The following is a 14458-nucleotide window of genomic DNA, read 5'->3' as shown; positions in this document are numbered from 1 at the left end:
TGCGCGCCTGATGCCCGGTGCAATGGCGGCTCGCATGGAGCCGGTCGACCGTCGATTCTAGTGCCAGCCGTGCAGAAGGGGCAGCCCCAGGCGTTCAATTTTTTGCACAGGCCTGATGTTGTACAGTGGCGTCTGAATTCCAGTGAGGTGCCGCAATGCCCGATTCGATGAAGCCCGTGAGCCTGGACAAGGCCTATCGACTGCTCAGCCATGGCCCGACGGTGCTGGTATCGGCTCGTCATGACGGGGTCGACGGGGTGATGGCCGCCGCCTGGGCCTGTGCCCTGGATTTCGATCCCCCCAAGCTGACCGTGGTGCTCGACAAGATCACCGCTACCCGTGTGCTGATCGAGCGCAGCGGGCAGTTCGTCATCCAGGTACCCACCGCCGCGCAACTGGAACTGACCTATCAGGTCGGCTCGCGCAGCCTCAATGATGAACCGGGCAAGCTGGCCGACAGTGGCGTCGAGCTGCTTTCCATGGGGGATCTGGATCTGCCGTTCGTGGCCGGTTGCTCGGCGTGGATGGCCTGCCGCCTGATCGACGAGCCTCATAACCAGCAGGCGTACGACCTGTTCATCGGCGAAGTCACCGCGGCATGGGCCGACGACCGGGTATTTCGCGATGGGCGCTGGCATTTCGAGGACGCCGATCCGGCCTGGCGCAGCCTTCACCATGTCGCCGGCGGTCACTTTTATGGCATCGGCGAGGCGCTGACCCGCAAATGATCCGCGTCTGGCGTTGTCCCAGGTAGACATGCATCGAGGGCGCGTTCGCGCCCCTTATGGAGTTCGCCATGAAAGCATCGATCAGTCTTGCTCTGGCGCTGACCATCATGGCCGGCGCTTGTGCCGCGTCTGCCGATGAGCGTGCGCCGCAGACCATTCGCGTGATCCCCAAAGCGTATGTCAGCCCCGGAGCGAGCGGCAGCGTCGACACCTACGAGCGCCAGGAACGCTACAACCTCTATGGTGGCCAGCGCATTCCTCAGGGCATCGACTCCAGCCGCTATGAAAGCGGCCAGCGCAGCTCCACCTTCGAAACCCGCGGCGGTATCCGCCAGAGCATCGAGTATCCCAACGGTTACGAGGTGCAGCGTTATCCGGGGCAGGGCACCCAGCGGTACGAGCAGCGGCGATAGGCCGCATTAGACTTTGGTCTAAAAAGCCGAGTGCTTCGACTAAGGTCGTCTGTCGCAAGTTGAATGCTGACATACAGTTATCCGTACCAGCATCCTGCTGTGGAGGATAACAATAAAATGAACGACAGCATCTACCGGCGGATCGAGCAAAATCCGCGCTTCCAGGAGCTAGTAGCCAAGCGCGAGCGATTCGCCTGGATACTCTCCGCCATCATGCTCGGCATCTATGTCGGCTTCATTCTGCTCATCGCCTTCGTGCCTGGCCTGCTCGGAACCCGCATCAGTGCGGATTCGCCGATCACCTGGGGCATTCCCATCGGTGTCGGCGTGATTCTGTCGGCCTTCGTGCTGACCGGTATCTACGTGCGCCGCGCCAACAGCGAATTCGACAACCTGAACCAGGCCATCCTGGACGAGGTGGGCAAATGATCGGCCGTATCCTTAGCGCCCTGGCCCTGATGGCCATGGCACCGGCCTTGTGGGCCGATGCGCTGACCGGTGACGTGCAGCGTCAGGCGGTCAACACACCTGCCATCGTGATGTTCCTGGCCTTCGTCGGTGGCACCCTTTGCATCACCTACTGGGCTTCGAAGCGCAGCAAGTCGACATCCGACTTCTATACCGCAGGGGGCGGTATCACTGGCTTCCAGAACGGCCTGGCAATCGCCGGTGACTACATGTCGGCGGCATCTTTCCTGGGTATTTCCGCCCTGGTGTTCACCTCTGGCTACGACGGCCTGATCTACTCGATCGGCTTCCTGGTCGGCTGGCCGGTGATTCTCTTCCTAATCGCCGAGCGCCTGCGCAACCTGGGTAAATACACCTTCGCTGACGTAGCTTCCTACCGCCTCAAGCAGAAGGAAATCCGCACCCTCTCGGCCAGTGGCTCGCTGGTGGTGGTGGCTTTCTACCTGATCGCGCAGATGGTCGGTGCCGGCAAGCTGATCCAGCTGCTGTTCGGTCTCGACTACCACGTGGCCGTGGTGCTGGTCGGCATCCTGATGGTGATGTACGTGCTGTTCGGCGGCATGCTGGCCACCACCTGGGTACAGATCATCAAGGCGGTGCTGCTGCTCTCCGGTGCGTCGTTCATGGCGCTGATGGTGATGAAGCACGTCGGTTTCAACTTCGCGACCCTGTTCTCCGAAGCCATCAAGGTGCACGCCAACGGCGAAGCGATCATGAGCCCGGGTGGCCTGGTCAAGGATCCGATCTCGGCGATCTCCCTCGGCCTGGCGCTGATGTTCGGTACTGCCGGCCTGCCGCACATCCTGATGCGCTTCTTCACCGTGAGCGATGCCAAGGAAGCCCGCAAGTCGGTGTTCTACGCCACCGGTTTCATCGGCTACTTCTACATCCTGACCTTCATCATCGGCTTCGGCGCGATCCTGCTGGTCAGCACCAACCCGGCCTTCAAGGACGCCACCGGCGCGCTGCTGGGCGGCAACAACATGGCGGCGGTGCACCTGGCCAACGCCGTGGGCGGCAGCATCTTCCTGGGCTTCATCTCGGCCGTGGCCTTCGCCACCATCCTCGCGGTGGTTGCTGGTCTGACCCTGGCAGGCGCTTCGGCGGTTTCCCACGATCTGTATGCCAGCGTGTTCAAGAAGGGCAACGTCAACGAGAAGGACGAGCTGCGCGTTTCGAAGATCACCACCGTGTGCCTGGGTGTCCTGGCCATCGGCCTGGGGATTCTTTTCGAGAAGCAGAACATCGCTTTCATGGTCGGCCTGGCGTTCTCCATCGCGGCGAGCTGTAACTTCCCGGTGTTGTTCCTCTCCATGTACTGGAAGAACCTGACCACCCGCGGCGCCATGATCGGCGGCTGGCTGGGCCTGATCACCGCAGTGGTGCTGATGGTGCTCGGCCCGACCATCTGGGTCTCGGTACTCGGCCACGCGAAGGCGATCTTCCCGTACGAATACCCGGCGCTGTTCTCGATCATCACGGCCTTCGTCGGCATCTGGTTCTTCTCGATCACCGACAAGTCCAAGGCTGCTGAAGAAGAACGTGCGCTGTTCCTGCCACAATTCGTGCGTTCGCACACCGGCCTGGGGGCCAGCGGCGCTTCGGCCCACTGATCCATATCGGGTAGACAAAGGGCGATCTTCGGGTCGCCCTTTTTCATTCTGGTGCCGCACAGATAGATGGAGGGGCGAGCGTGCCTGCGTACCGCCCATGGCCAAGCCGGCAGCGACGGGCAATCAACGCGGCGCCTCGTGGTCTGGCATAAGGGCGTCGACAGGCTGGGCGGGCTCGAGCGCTTACAGCCTGTTCACGTCTTGTATGCGCATGAAGGGGCAACTACAAGGTAGAAGCGGCCACTCAAACCAAGCTGTGGGAGCCCCGACCTCGGGGGCGAAACGATTGCAGCCTGACTGCCTATCGGCGGTGCCTGAGTAATTCGCCGCGAGGGCGCGGCTCCCACAAAAACGGGCCAAGCTCTTAGAACCTGGTCAAAGTCTTGTATGCGCATGAAGGGGCAACTACAAGGCAGAAGCGGCCACTCAAACCAAGCTGTGGGAGCCCCGACCTCGGGGCGAAACGATTGCAGCCTGACTGCCTATCGGTGGTGCCTGACTAATTCGCCGCGGGGTCGCGGCTCCTACAAAAGCGGGCCAAGCTCTTAGAACTTGGTCAAAATCTTGTATGTGCATGAAGTGGCAACTACAAGAAGAAGCAGCCACTCAAACCAAGCTGTGGGAGCCCCGACCTCGGGGCGAAACGATTGCAGCCTGACTGCCTATCGGCGGTGCCTGAGTAATTCGCCGCGAGGGTGCGGCTCCTACAAAAACGGGCCGAGTTCTTAGGATGGTTCAGGGTGCGTGGCTGACGCTTCGTCTGCGCGCTTCTATCCATCCTGTAGACCCGCTCCCACAGTGGATCAGCGAGTGGCCGCTACCGCTTACGCCGTTGCCGGCACCTGATAGGTGTCGATATGGATCCGGTTGCGCCCGGCGCGCTTGGCTTCGTAGAGCTGATGGTCGGCGCGTTGCAGCCAGTCCTGCCAGCGCTCGTTGGCGTACAGCACCGCGCCGCCCATCGATACCGTTACCGGCCCGTCCGGGGTCTTCAGGTGCTGGGCGATCTGCGCCTGCAACTGCAGAGCCGCCGCCCGCAGGCCCTTCTCGTTGGTGTTGCACAGCAGCAACAGGAACTCTTCACCGCCAAAGCGGAACAGCCGGTCTTCGTGACGGAAGCAGCGATTGGTCAGCTCGACGAAGCTCACCAGCACCTGATCGCCCGCGGCGTGGCCGAAGCGGTCGTTGACCTGCTTGAAGTGGTCCATGTCGATGACCAGAACGGCGCTGCTGGTGTGGTGGCGGCGCTTGTTGGCCACGGCGATCTTCAGCTCCTGATCCATCACGCGGCGATTGCGGGCGCCGGTCAGCGGATCTCGGGTGGCCCAGGACTGCAACTGTTTGCGCTGGTAGCGTGCGCGCTGGGCGAAGATGAAGCTGAGGGTGCTGGCCATCATTACCGTGACGATGAACGACAGCATCTGGTAATCGCTTTCGAATACCGCTCCCGGCATCAGCCTGGCATAGATTACCAGTGCGACCAGCACCGCGACGGTCGCCAGCAAGGCCAGCAAGGGCGGTGCCATGAAGAAGTTGAGGAGGATCAGCGGGTAGATCCAGAACAGGCCGTTGATCCCCAGCTTGACGGCGATCAGCGTGGCACAAAGCGAATCGACCACGACCAGGAACAGGCCGGGCTTGCGGGTATCGCCGGTTCGCCAGGCGTAGCCCATGGCGAACAGCGTCGACAGCACGATGATCGTATCGGCGATGCCGACCGGATAATTGCCTTGCGAAAGTCTATAGACCGCGTAGGGGGTAATGCCGAGCACCCCGAAGAAGCCCATCAGGGTGATGATGGAAAGCTGAAAGTCCTTGCGCAGCCGCGCAAGAGCACGATTGAAAGGTCTGCCCATGGCCTGTTGTTCTCATTGGTCCGCGTACGCCTGGCAGCAGTGCTCGCTCGTCGCTAGCGCTTGAGTCCATGGCCGGCGGCCATGGCGGGCAGAAAGCGCTAACCCGAAGCGAGTCGGCTCGATTGCCAGCGTCACGTCAGGCCTTATGAGATATCAACGTGCCATTACGTTCAATATTTTTTTCTGTTTGTAACGTAGCAGGCGGTCAGCCAGGGGGCCAGGCGGTGATGTGCAAGGCGAAAAGCCCAGGCGAGCGTAGAAGGGTTCGAGATCGGGATGGCAGAAAAGCCACACCGGTGTGTCGATCGCTTGTAATGCATGGGTGACGAGGGCGCTGGCCACGCCCTGCTGGCGCTGCTCGGCATCGACCAGCAGGCTGGTCAGCCATTGGCCATGAGCCACGGGCTGCAAGCACAGAGCGGCGATGATCTGCGCACGTTCGGCCACCCACACCTGATGGGCGGCTCGGGTGCGCATGGCCGAGTGTTGGCTTCGGTAGAACTTATCGGCCAGGGGCCGCAGGTGGTCGGGCAGGCAGCGAAACTCGGGCATTGATGCAGGGCAGTGAAGGGCGGGGCGCCAGTCTACGATTCAGTTGCCATGGCTGCTAGGCTCACGCGCTGCGTTGCAGCAGGCGCACGGCGCTGATTTCCGGAAGGTCATCGCGGCGCAGGTAGATGCGCAGTGGTTCGCTGATAGCCAGGCGCTCGTCGATGCGCAGTTCGATCAGCAGACGCAGTCGGTTGCGCTTGAGGGTCATCAGCTCCCCATCGTCCGCGGCTTGCCAGACGAACTCGCTGGTCGGGGTGATGCTGTCTTCGGCAACGTCCAGGCCGAAGGAGTCTTCGCTGAAACGGACGATATGCTGGCCGGTCTTGAGGTTGAAGCCGACGAACCCTTGCAACTGGTCGGCTGCGGCGCAGATGCCGGCGGAAGTGATAGCCATGGTGAGCCCTCGTGATAGCGCAATGGATCGGCTCAGGCTAAGCGCTGCGTGCAGAAGTGCGTTGTCGTGGATCAACGAATCGGTAGCGGGCCACTGCGCCGCGCTGTACGCGTTGTCGCAGTCGCCGCCCATGCCGTCGCTGCGCGGTCGATCAGCCTTCCGGCAATACGCGAGGTTGCGGGCCGATATCGCGGATCGAGTTGGATACGCGGTAGCTGGGTGCCTGCAGAGCGCCGCGGATCTTTTCGTAGTCCTCGTATTGCAGGCCGCTGCGGCTGAGCATTTCCAGGGCAAACTGCTTGATCTCGGCGTCGGTATAGGGGCGTTCGGCAGCCGACTGCGGGGTGGCGCAGCCGGCAAGCGAGAGGGTAAGAAGGGTCAGCAGAATGAGCAGTGAACGTTGCATGGTGGGCACCTGTGAGCGAAGCCGTATGGGATAGTGCTTAGGCTATTGGCTGGCTCGCTGGCGCAGAAATCATTCACTTCGATAGTGGCTATCGGCGCCCCTGTGGCCGAACGTTCAGAGCGGGCGTGCGGTCCAGATCAGCGGCAGTACATGCAGGCGCAGCAGCGGCGCCAGGTCGTCTCCACGTGGATCGTCCGGGTGCAGCCAGCGCAGCTCCTCGAGCTCGGCGGCTGGCGCCACCGGATGGTCGATGGCGGCGCGAAAGATATCGGCTTGCACGCGGGTGTCGGCTTCGTTGGCGGCTATTTCATTGAAATGGCCCAGTGGCGTGAACGCCGCTTCGCAGAGCTGCAGGTTCAGCTCTTCGTCGAGTTCGCGGGTCAGGGCCTGCAGGGCGCTTTCACCGTTTTCGCGCTTGCCGCCCGGTAGCATGAACATCCGCGTGCCGCGTTTGCGCACCACCAGCAGCCGGCCCGCGTCGTCGAGCAGGCAGGCGGCTGCGATGTTCAGGGTACGCGACGGCATGTTCAGCGCAGGTGGCTGGGCGGGGTTTCCAGCAGGCCGACCTTCACCGCCATCAGCGGCGAGTTGTTGATCCACACGTCGTCGATGACGATGGTGCGGCCGATGTCTTCCTTGTCGGCAGCCACCAGCAGGTAGTAGGTGCCATCTTCCGGCGCTTCGCCATCCCAGCCCATGCTGGTCATGCCGATCACCGCGGAGGGGCGGGCCGGCTTGTTGGGGATCACCGTGCCGTAGGCGTCCATCAGAACCGCGCGGGGCTTCAGGGCGAACTTGTTGATGCCCATGCAGGTGTGGTCGCACAGCGAATTGACGTTGAGGCGGTAGCGCTCGCCCTGCTTGAGCTTCAGGGAGTAGACGCGGTAGTTGGACAGCGAACTGCCGAACTGCATGCTGGCATCGCTGGCGATACCGTGAGGCACGCTGCTCTGCGGGTCCAGCGGCAGCGGCACGACCTGGGCGTTATGGATCGCCTCCAGGTTGCTGCGTACGATGCGGTCCTGAACGTCCGGGGCGGACGAGTGTGGGGCGCTGCTGCAAGCTCCGAGCATAAGGCAGGCGGCGATGAAGAGGGGTTTGTGCACGATGAAGCTCCTGTAAGGCTGTATTCCGCTGCGCCTTTGAGCGGCGCAGAAGGAAGCCGGACAGTATACCGGGTTATTGCGGCAATACCGTGATGGATTGCCGCAATTTACCCTTCTGGCCGGATTAGCCAGCCAGCCCCACGTAAACGTTCTGCACGTCATCGTGGTTGTCGATGGCTTCCAGGAAGGCTTCGACTTCTTCGAGTTGCTCCGGCGTAAGGCTGGTGACCGGGTTCTTCGGGCGGTAGCCGAGTTTGGCCGAGTTGACGGTGAAGCCTTGGTCGGGCAGGGCACGGCTGACCAGGTCCAGGTCGGTCGGCTCGGTGATGAACAGCGTGTTGCCTTCGTCGGCCTCGTCGAAATCCTGGGCACCGGCTTCGATGGCGGCCAGCTCGGGGTCGGCGTCGCTGTCACTGGAGGCCTCGATCAGGCCGACGTGGTCGAAATCCCAGGCCACCGAGCCACTGCCGCCCAGCTGGCCCTTGCGGAACAGCACGCGGATCTCGGCCACGGTGCGGTTGACGTTGTCGGTCAGGCATTCGACGATCAGTGGCACCTGATGGGGCGCGAAACCCTCGTAGGTGGTGCGCTCGAAGTTCACCGTCTCGCCGCTCAGGCCCGCGCCTTTCTTGATGGCGCGATCGAGGGTGTCCTTGGGCATCGAGGCTTTCTTGGCCTGGTGGATGGCCAGGCGCAGCTTGGGGTTCATGTCCGGGTCGGCGCCATTGCGCGCGGCGACCATGATCTCCTTGACCAGGCGGCCGAAGATCTTGCCCCTGGCGTTGGCGGCGGCTTCTTTAGGTTTGGCTTTCCACTGGGCGCCCATGTCTGTTCTCTCGGCTGTGCGAATGGTGGTGTGGCGCAGCCTCGAGGTGACCGGACGGGCTGTGCAACGAATTAGGGTGGCAGATTTTAATGCGTCGGCGCCGTGCTGGCACCCGGCAAATCACATTTTGCGTGTGAGCATCCGATATCGGCGCTCCGCAAGGCAGTCAGCGACTGCTCGGCAGGAGCGGGCCAAGGCTCCCTGGCCCGCTGCATCCGGTTCAGGGCGTCTGAATCAGCGTATCGACCAGCTCCAGGGCTTTCTCGAAGGATGGGTAGCCGCTCTTGGCGACATCCAGCTCGGCGTAGTCGGCGCGGTACTCTTCAGCGCGGATGAGGTCGGCCTCATCGACCAGATAAGGTTGCGACCAGATCCGGTAGAGCAGCGCCACGGCGTAGGGTTGCTGCTTCTCGGCGGCAGTTTCCAGCTTGGCGAGCACGTCCTCGGTCTGCGGGCCCTCGCGGATCATCAGAATCGCCTGGTAGAACTCCACCTCGCCGCGTTCGTCTTCGCTCGCCGCACGGCGCAGCAGGGCGTTGGCCAGCTCATGGCTTTCCATGTCGCCGGACATCACCAGCATCTTGGCCTGCAGCATGTCGTTCTGATAAAGCAGCTGGCGATCGCGGCAGCTGTCGCCGCTCAGCGGCTCGTCGCAGGTGGTCGGTGAGGCGCAGCCTGCGAGCATCAGGCTCAGCAGCAGGCAGCCCACGCCATGTCGGCAGTCAATCATAGGAGTTCCCCAGGCAAATCTGATGTATCGACCCGCGCGCCGCCTTCAGGTTCGGCGCGCCGGTGCTTTCCCGTTCAACGCAGCGCTTCGACCGCCGCCCCGATGAAGGCGTAGGTTTCCATTTCCCGCTCATCCATCTCCGGCTTCGGCCAGGTGCTCCACACCACCGCAACGACCTTCTCCCTGGGGTTGATGTACAGGAACTGGCCGAAGATGCCCTGAGCCTCGAAGGCACCGCCGTCGTGGTTGGGCAGCGCTGTGCTGCCGGTGGGGAACAGCCACCACTGGTAGCCATAGCCCAGGGCGTATTCGCCGTCGTACAGTTTGCCGGGCTCCAGGTGCGAGCCTGCTGGCGCGCGGGTGGCGCGTTGCAGCCAGCCGGCCGGCAGGATGCGTTCGCCATCGATCACCCCGTCATCGAGGATGAACTGGCCGAAGCGGCCGTAGTCACGCAGCGTCGCCGACAGGCCGCTGCTGCCGATTTCCTGGCCCGCACGGCTGTCGAGCTGCCAGAACGCGTCGCGCTCCATGCCCAGGCGCGCCCATATGCGTTCGGACAGATAATCGCTGGCCGTCATGCCGGTCGCCGCATGGACCAGCTCGCTCTGCAGGTGCGATTCACCCGTGCTGTAGTTGAAGGTGGTGCCGGGTGCCTGCGCCTTCTTCAGCGCGGACATCTGCTTGAGCAACGCGCCAGGGTCGTTAGCCAATTGCAGTTCGAACATGCGGCGCCTGTCCGATTGCGGGTCGCGGTAGGTTTCGTCCCAGGCCACGCCGGAGCTCATCTGCAGCACCTGTTCGACGCTGACGCCGTCGTAGGCGCCGCCCTTGAGTTGCGGCAGATAGCGGGTGATCGGGTCGTTTACGTTGGCGATCTTGCCCTGCTGCACCGCAGCGCCGACCAGGGTCGAGGATATCGACTTGACCACGCTGAAAGACGTCCAGCGGGTGCTGGCGTCGTTACCCATGGCGTACCGCTCCAGCGCCACCTTGCCATCCTTGAGAATCAGCAGCCCGCTGACCTGATTGCGCTGCATGAACGCGTCGACGCCCAGGCGCTGGCCGCCTGCTGTGTATTGCACCGGTACTTCGCTGCCCTTGGGCAGCGGCAGAACCTGCGGGCCGCGGTGCACGGTGCGGGTGTAGAACAGCTCGTCCATGTTGCGGTAGGTACCCGCCTGATAGGTCGGCGGTAGCTCGTAGAGATCCTGGGCGCGGCCGATGCGCTCGGGCTTGTCGGCGGGCGGCGTTGGCACGTGGGCGCAGGCGCCGAGCAGCAGGGCGATGGCGGCTGGGAGAAGGGCGGTGCTGCAACGTTGCGAAGTGATCACGAGGCGTCCCCGATGCGTGGTCGATGGCTCAACCATAGCCGATAACGACCCCCGATAGCGCGCTGCGTCGTAGCCGAGAGGTTGAACTGTCGTTTGTCGGCGCGGCTCTACACACCACACAGCAACTGATGGAGACGCCCATGGAACTGCCCAATAAAGACCTCGGTACCCTGTTCAAGCAACTGGGACTGCCTTCCGACCCTGCCAGCATCGACGCCTTCATCGCCAAGCACTATCCGTTGCCCGATGACGTGAAAGTCTCCGAAGCGCCGTTCTGGAACCAGGCCCAGGCGACCTTTCTCAAGGACGAGTTGCTGGAAGACGCCGAATGGGCGCCGGTGGTGGACGAGCTGAACGTGCGGCTGCACGAGAACAAGCTGGCCTGAGCGCCACCGCGCTCGCAGAGACGCTGGGCACCCCACGCGGTGCCCAGCGATCATTGGTTGGGTCAGTGCGACGCTGCCAGCAGCGCGCCCAGGCCGATCAACAGGCCGCCGAATAGCTGATCGATCCACTGCCTGGCCGACAACAGGCGCCTTCTGACCGAGCCCGCCGAGAAACACAGGGCCACCAGGCTGAACCAGGCCAAGTGGGCCAGGGCGATGAAGGCGCCATAGGCGATCTGCGTGGTCGTCGGAGTGCCAGGCTGAACGGCCTGCATGAACAGGCTGATGATGAAAACCGACGTTTTCGGGTTCAGCGCATTGGTCAGCAGGCCACCGCGCAGGGCCACCAGGCTCGATACGGGCGTGGGTGAGGCGGCGGCCGGTGTGTCGACGGCCTTGCTGCTCAGCATGCCGATGCCAAGGTAGACCAGGTAGGCGGCCCCGGCCAGCTTGAGTAAATTGAACAGCCAGGTTGATTGCTGAAGTAGCAAGCCGACGCCCAGCAGGGTGTAACTCAGGTGAACCAGCACGCCCAGTCCGATCCCCATCGCCGTGAACAGCCCAGCGCGCTTGGAAAGCATCAGGCTGTTGCGCGTGACCAGCGCGAAGTCCGCGCCAGGGCTGATCACCGCCAGCAGGGTGATACTGATTACAGCTATCCATTCATTCATCGCTTATCCTGTCGAAGTTTCTACAACAGGCCGATTATTCAATTCCGGCAGCGTGGGTGGATAGCGATGACTTTTGACATGAGTGGTGAGCCAAGCTCACAACCGAGGCGGACGCGGCTACCGTCGCTCATGGCGCTGCGTTGTTTCGAAGCGGCTGCGCGCCTGGAGAATTTCAGCCAGGCGGCGCAGGAGCTGCATCTGACCCACGGCGCCGTTAGCCGCGCCGTGCGGTTGCTGGAAGACGACCTGGGCATGCCACTGTTCGAGCGGCGACGGCAGCGGGTTTTTCTCAATGGTGCAGGGCGCACCCTGGCACGCGCGGTCGGTCAGGGGCTGGATCTCATGCACGAGGCCGTTCAAGCGCTGCGTGACAGCGTTCGACAGCCGCGCCCCGCGGTGCTGTCCTGCGAACCGACCTTGCTGATGCGCTGGCTGATACCCCGCTGGAGCGGTTTTCAAGCGTCGCACGGAGGCCTGGAGCCACATCTGGTAGCGGGCGGCGGCGCATTCAGCTTCGAGTCGGGCGTCGATCTGGCCATCCGCCGCGACGACTTCGTCTGGCCCGCCAGCTATCACGCCGAAGTGCTTTTCCCCGAGCGGGTCGGCCTGGTCTGCCGGCCTGAAAGGGTCAGCGAATGGTTCGTCGGTTCCGCCGCAGCGTTGGCGCTACTGCCAACGGCGCCGCTGCTGCAGACCCGCACGCGCTCCGGCGCCTTCGAGGATTGGGCTCAGGCCAGCGGACGCCCTCTGCCAGCGGGGCCGGCGCGCACCTTCGAACACTTCTATTTCAGCTTGCAGGCGGCGGTTGCCGGGCTGGGCGTCGCCATCGGGCCATGGCACCTGGTGCGGGACGATATCGACGCGGGGCTTCTCGCCGCGCCACTGGGGTTCGTGGAGGACGGTTCGCGTTACTGCCTGTTGGCACCACAGCCGATTGCAGCCGAAAGCCTGGAGGCCAGGCTCGTGCAGTGGCTGCGAGCGCAGGGCGCCTGAGCTAGGATCGCCCTGTGCTCAGGCGCTGCAACTCGCGCCTGACCATCGCCGCGTATTCCGGCGGCGAGAGTTGATAGAGCTGGCTGGCTACCCAGGTCAGCCAGCCAGCGCCAAGGCTGGCCTGGCGATCCAGTAAACGCTGGGCGTCGGCGGTGGCCTGGGCGGCACGTTGCTGGTGGAAGTCGGCGCGGTTCACGCTTGTCTCCTGTCTGGTGGAGCGAAGCGCACATTGTCCCCGGCGTCGGGCGCTTGGTAAACCGGGCGCTGCGCGTTAGGCTCGCGGCTTGTGTGCCTGATCGAGAGCCTGACGATGCCAGCAGCGGTGAACTTCAAACAGCGAATCTGCGCATTGCGCCCTGGTGATCAGGCTGGCGGCGATGTCGATCTGCTCTACGCCTTCGAAAGCGATCGCGGGCGGATCATCAATTCCGCGGCCATTCGCCGCCTGCAGCAACGCACCCAGGTGTTTCCCCTCGAGCGCAATGCGGCGGTGCGCAGCCGCCTGACCCACTCCATGGAGGTGCAGCAGACCGGACGCTTCATCGTTCGTACCCTGTATGCCCAGCTCGGCGAGCGGGCTGCGGACTACGGCCTTGACGACTTGCAGGGCGCGCTGGAAAGCCTGGTGGAAATGACCTGCCTGATGCACGACATCGGCAACCCGCCATTCGGGCATTTCGGTGAATTCGCCATTGGCGAATGGTTCGAGCGGGCCCTGGATGGGCTGTTCGCCGTGGCCGTGCCGCAGCACCAGGCCAACCCTGATCTGCAAGCACGCATGCGCGCCGACCTGCGCAACTTCGAAGGCAACGCCCAGGCGGTGCGGCTGGTGGTCAATTTGCAGCGCCTGCGCCTGACCTACACCCAGACCGCCGGCCTGCTCAAGTACCTGCGCCCGGCCTACCAGCCCAGGCCCGGCAAGGGCACGGCCGGCGCCTACATGAACAAGAAGCCGGGTTTCTATCTGTCCGAAGAGCATTTCGTCGCCGAACTGCAGCAGGCGCTGGGCCAGGCGCCGGGGACTCGTCATCCGGTGGCCTACATCATGGAGGCCGCCGACGACATCTCCTATTGCCTGGCCGACATCGAGGATTCGGTGGAGAAGGGCATCCTCACCGTGACCGAGCTGGCGCCGCTGCTGGTGTCCACGTTCGAGAAGCTGAAATCCCCGGACACTCCGATTCCCGGCTCCAAACAGTCATTCCGAGGCCTGGTCGAGCAAGCCCTCGAGCGCTATCACCAGGAAGAGATCAACAAGGCCGGGGAATTCTTCGTCAAGTTGCGCGTCAGCATGATCCACCCGCTGGTGCAGCACGCGGCGCGGCAGTTCATCGACAACATCGACGCGGTGCACGCCGGTACCCTGGACCGCGCCCTGATCGAGGATGACAGCTTGCCCCATGCCATCGTGCAGACCTTCAAGGACGTGGCCATGGCCCGGGTGTTCTGCCACCGCGAGGTGGAGACCCTGCAACTGCAGGGCCACCGCATCATCCAGGGCCTGTTGGATAGCTACGGCGCGCTGCTACGGGTAGATGCTCAGACCTTCGCCGAGCTTACCGAGGGCAATTGCCGTCGCGAGGCTTATCTGCAGATGCTGGTGCGGCGCCTGCCGGGCCAGTTGATCAAGGCCTATCGCCAAGCCGTGCGTGAGTGCGGCGAGCGGGATCGCGCCGCCTGGGAGTTCTACCACCGTTGCCGACTGGTGCAGGATTTCATCAGCGGCATGACCGATCAGCATGCCCATGACGAGTATCGGACGCTGTTCGCGCTGTAGGTGCGATTTGGCTTGGAGCCTGTTCATGACCATTCGGCCCAGGTTCGTTGATTCTGGCGGCTAGGTGGCGGTAGCGGCCGTTCCCCGATCCACTGTAGGAGCCGCGACCTCGCGGCGATTCGCTCAGGCACCGCCGAAATAGGCAGTCAGGCTGCAATCGTTTCGCCCCGAGGTCGGGGCTCCCACTGGTTGGTTTGAGTGTCTGCTC

General features: G+C 63.3%; 18 protein-coding genes. 7 read left to right on the top strand and 11 right to left on the bottom strand.

Annotated features, from left to right (window positions below):
- The first annotated feature begins 155 nt into the window (after positions 1–155).
- The 4 genes from BVH06_RS11250 to BVH06_RS11235 all read left to right on the top strand — a co-directional run bounded on the left by BVH06_RS11250 (position 156) and on the right by BVH06_RS11235 (position 3222).
- Positions 156–728, top strand: a complete 573-nt coding sequence (locus tag BVH06_RS11250; protein WP_075929473.1) for a flavin reductase family protein — start codon at positions 156–158, stop codon at positions 726–728.
- A 68-nt stretch (positions 729–796) separates the two neighbouring features.
- Complete coding sequence (locus tag BVH06_RS11245; RefSeq protein ID WP_075929472.1) at positions 797–1141, top strand: hypothetical protein; 345 nt, start codon at positions 797–799, stop codon at positions 1139–1141.
- 117 nt (positions 1142–1258) lie between these two features.
- Entirely contained in the window at positions 1259–1570 is a 312-nt protein-coding gene (locus BVH06_RS11240) for a DUF485 domain-containing protein (RefSeq protein WP_070886806.1), read from the top strand.
- Positions 1567–3222 (top strand): cation acetate symporter, encoded by a 1656-nt coding sequence (locus BVH06_RS11235; RefSeq protein WP_075929471.1) that lies wholly within the window; start codon positions 1567–1569, stop codon positions 3220–3222. Before BVH06_RS11240 ends, BVH06_RS11235 begins: the two co-directional genes overlap by 4 nt.
- Before the next feature lie 824 nt (positions 3223–4046).
- Here the strand turns inward: BVH06_RS11235 and BVH06_RS11230 are convergent.
- The 9 genes from BVH06_RS11230 to BVH06_RS11190 all read right to left on the bottom strand — a co-directional run bounded on the left by BVH06_RS11230 (position 4047) and on the right by BVH06_RS11190 (position 10459).
- On the bottom strand, positions 4047–5078 hold the full coding sequence (locus BVH06_RS11230; protein ID WP_075934136.1) for a GGDEF domain-containing protein: 1032 nt from the start codon (positions 5076–5078) through the stop codon (positions 4047–4049).
- Between the two features lie 153 nt (positions 5079–5231).
- Complete coding sequence (locus BVH06_RS11225) at positions 5232–5630, bottom strand: GNAT family N-acetyltransferase (RefSeq protein ID WP_075934135.1); 399 nt, start codon at positions 5628–5630, stop codon at positions 5232–5234.
- 61 nt (positions 5631–5691) lie between these two features.
- The gene (locus tag BVH06_RS11220) at positions 5692–6024 is read right to left on the bottom strand and encodes a DUF2025 family protein (protein WP_075929468.1); all 333 of its coding nucleotides are present in this window, start codon (positions 6022–6024) and stop codon (positions 5692–5694) included.
- 151 nt (positions 6025–6175) lie between these two features.
- Positions 6176–6430: a hypothetical protein gene (locus tag BVH06_RS11215; protein WP_075929467.1), complete on the bottom strand. Its 255-nt coding sequence runs from the start codon at positions 6428–6430 to the stop codon at positions 6176–6178.
- 114 nt (positions 6431–6544) lie between these two features.
- Positions 6545–6955 (bottom strand): NUDIX domain-containing protein, encoded by a 411-nt coding sequence (locus BVH06_RS11210; protein WP_075934134.1) that lies wholly within the window; start codon positions 6953–6955, stop codon positions 6545–6547.
- A 2-nt stretch (positions 6956–6957) separates the two neighbouring features.
- A complete protein-coding gene (locus tag BVH06_RS11205) occupies positions 6958–7536 on the bottom strand; it encodes a hypothetical protein (RefSeq protein WP_075934133.1) in 579 nt (192 codons plus the stop codon).
- A 124-nt stretch (positions 7537–7660) separates the two neighbouring features.
- Positions 7661–8362 (bottom strand): YebC/PmpR family DNA-binding transcriptional regulator, encoded by a 702-nt coding sequence (locus tag BVH06_RS11200; protein ID WP_075929464.1) that lies wholly within the window; start codon positions 8360–8362, stop codon positions 7661–7663.
- Between the two features lie 220 nt (positions 8363–8582).
- The gene (locus BVH06_RS11195) at positions 8583–9092 is read right to left on the bottom strand and encodes a hypothetical protein (RefSeq protein WP_075929463.1); all 510 of its coding nucleotides are present in this window, start codon (positions 9090–9092) and stop codon (positions 8583–8585) included.
- A gap of 74 nt (positions 9093–9166) precedes the next feature.
- Positions 9167–10459 (bottom strand): serine hydrolase domain-containing protein, encoded by a 1293-nt coding sequence (locus BVH06_RS11190; protein ID WP_371915282.1) that lies wholly within the window; start codon positions 10457–10459, stop codon positions 9167–9169.
- Between the two features lie 104 nt (positions 10460–10563).
- Between BVH06_RS11190 and BVH06_RS11185 the strand changes: the two genes are divergently transcribed.
- Positions 10564–10809 carry a DUF2789 domain-containing protein gene (locus BVH06_RS11185; RefSeq protein WP_075934132.1) on the top strand — a complete coding sequence of 82 codons (246 nt, stop codon included), beginning with the start codon at positions 10564–10566 and terminating at the stop codon, positions 10807–10809.
- Positions 10810–10871: 62 nt separating this feature from the next.
- Here the strand turns inward: BVH06_RS11185 and BVH06_RS11180 are convergent, their stop codons facing one another.
- Positions 10872–11480 (bottom strand): LysE family translocator, encoded by a 609-nt coding sequence (locus BVH06_RS11180; RefSeq protein ID WP_075934131.1) that lies wholly within the window; start codon positions 11478–11480, stop codon positions 10872–10874.
- A 66-nt stretch (positions 11481–11546) separates the two neighbouring features.
- Between BVH06_RS11180 and BVH06_RS11175 the strand changes: the two genes are divergently transcribed.
- A complete protein-coding gene (locus BVH06_RS11175) occupies positions 11547–12473 on the top strand; it encodes a LysR family transcriptional regulator (protein WP_075934130.1) in 927 nt (308 codons plus the stop codon).
- 1 nt (position 12474) lies between these two features.
- Here BVH06_RS11175 and BVH06_RS11170 read toward each other — a convergent pair whose 3' ends face one another.
- Positions 12475–12669, bottom strand: a complete 195-nt coding sequence (locus BVH06_RS11170; protein WP_075934129.1) for a hypothetical protein — start codon at positions 12667–12669, stop codon at positions 12475–12477.
- Positions 12670–12783: 114 nt separating this feature from the next.
- Between BVH06_RS11170 and dgt the strand changes: the two genes are divergently transcribed.
- The gene (gene dgt, locus BVH06_RS11165) at positions 12784–14250 is read left to right on the top strand and encodes a dGTPase (RefSeq protein WP_075934128.1); all 1467 of its coding nucleotides are present in this window, start codon (positions 12784–12786) and stop codon (positions 14248–14250) included.
- The last annotated feature ends 208 nt before the right edge of the window (positions 14251–14458 follow it).

The sequence above is a fragment of the Pseudomonas sp. PA27(2017) genome, from assembly GCF_001945445.1.
In the GTDB taxonomy this organism is placed as follows: Bacteria; Pseudomonadota; Gammaproteobacteria; order Pseudomonadales; family Pseudomonadaceae; genus Aquipseudomonas.
This window is presented reverse-complemented; position numbering and strand designations above follow the sequence as displayed.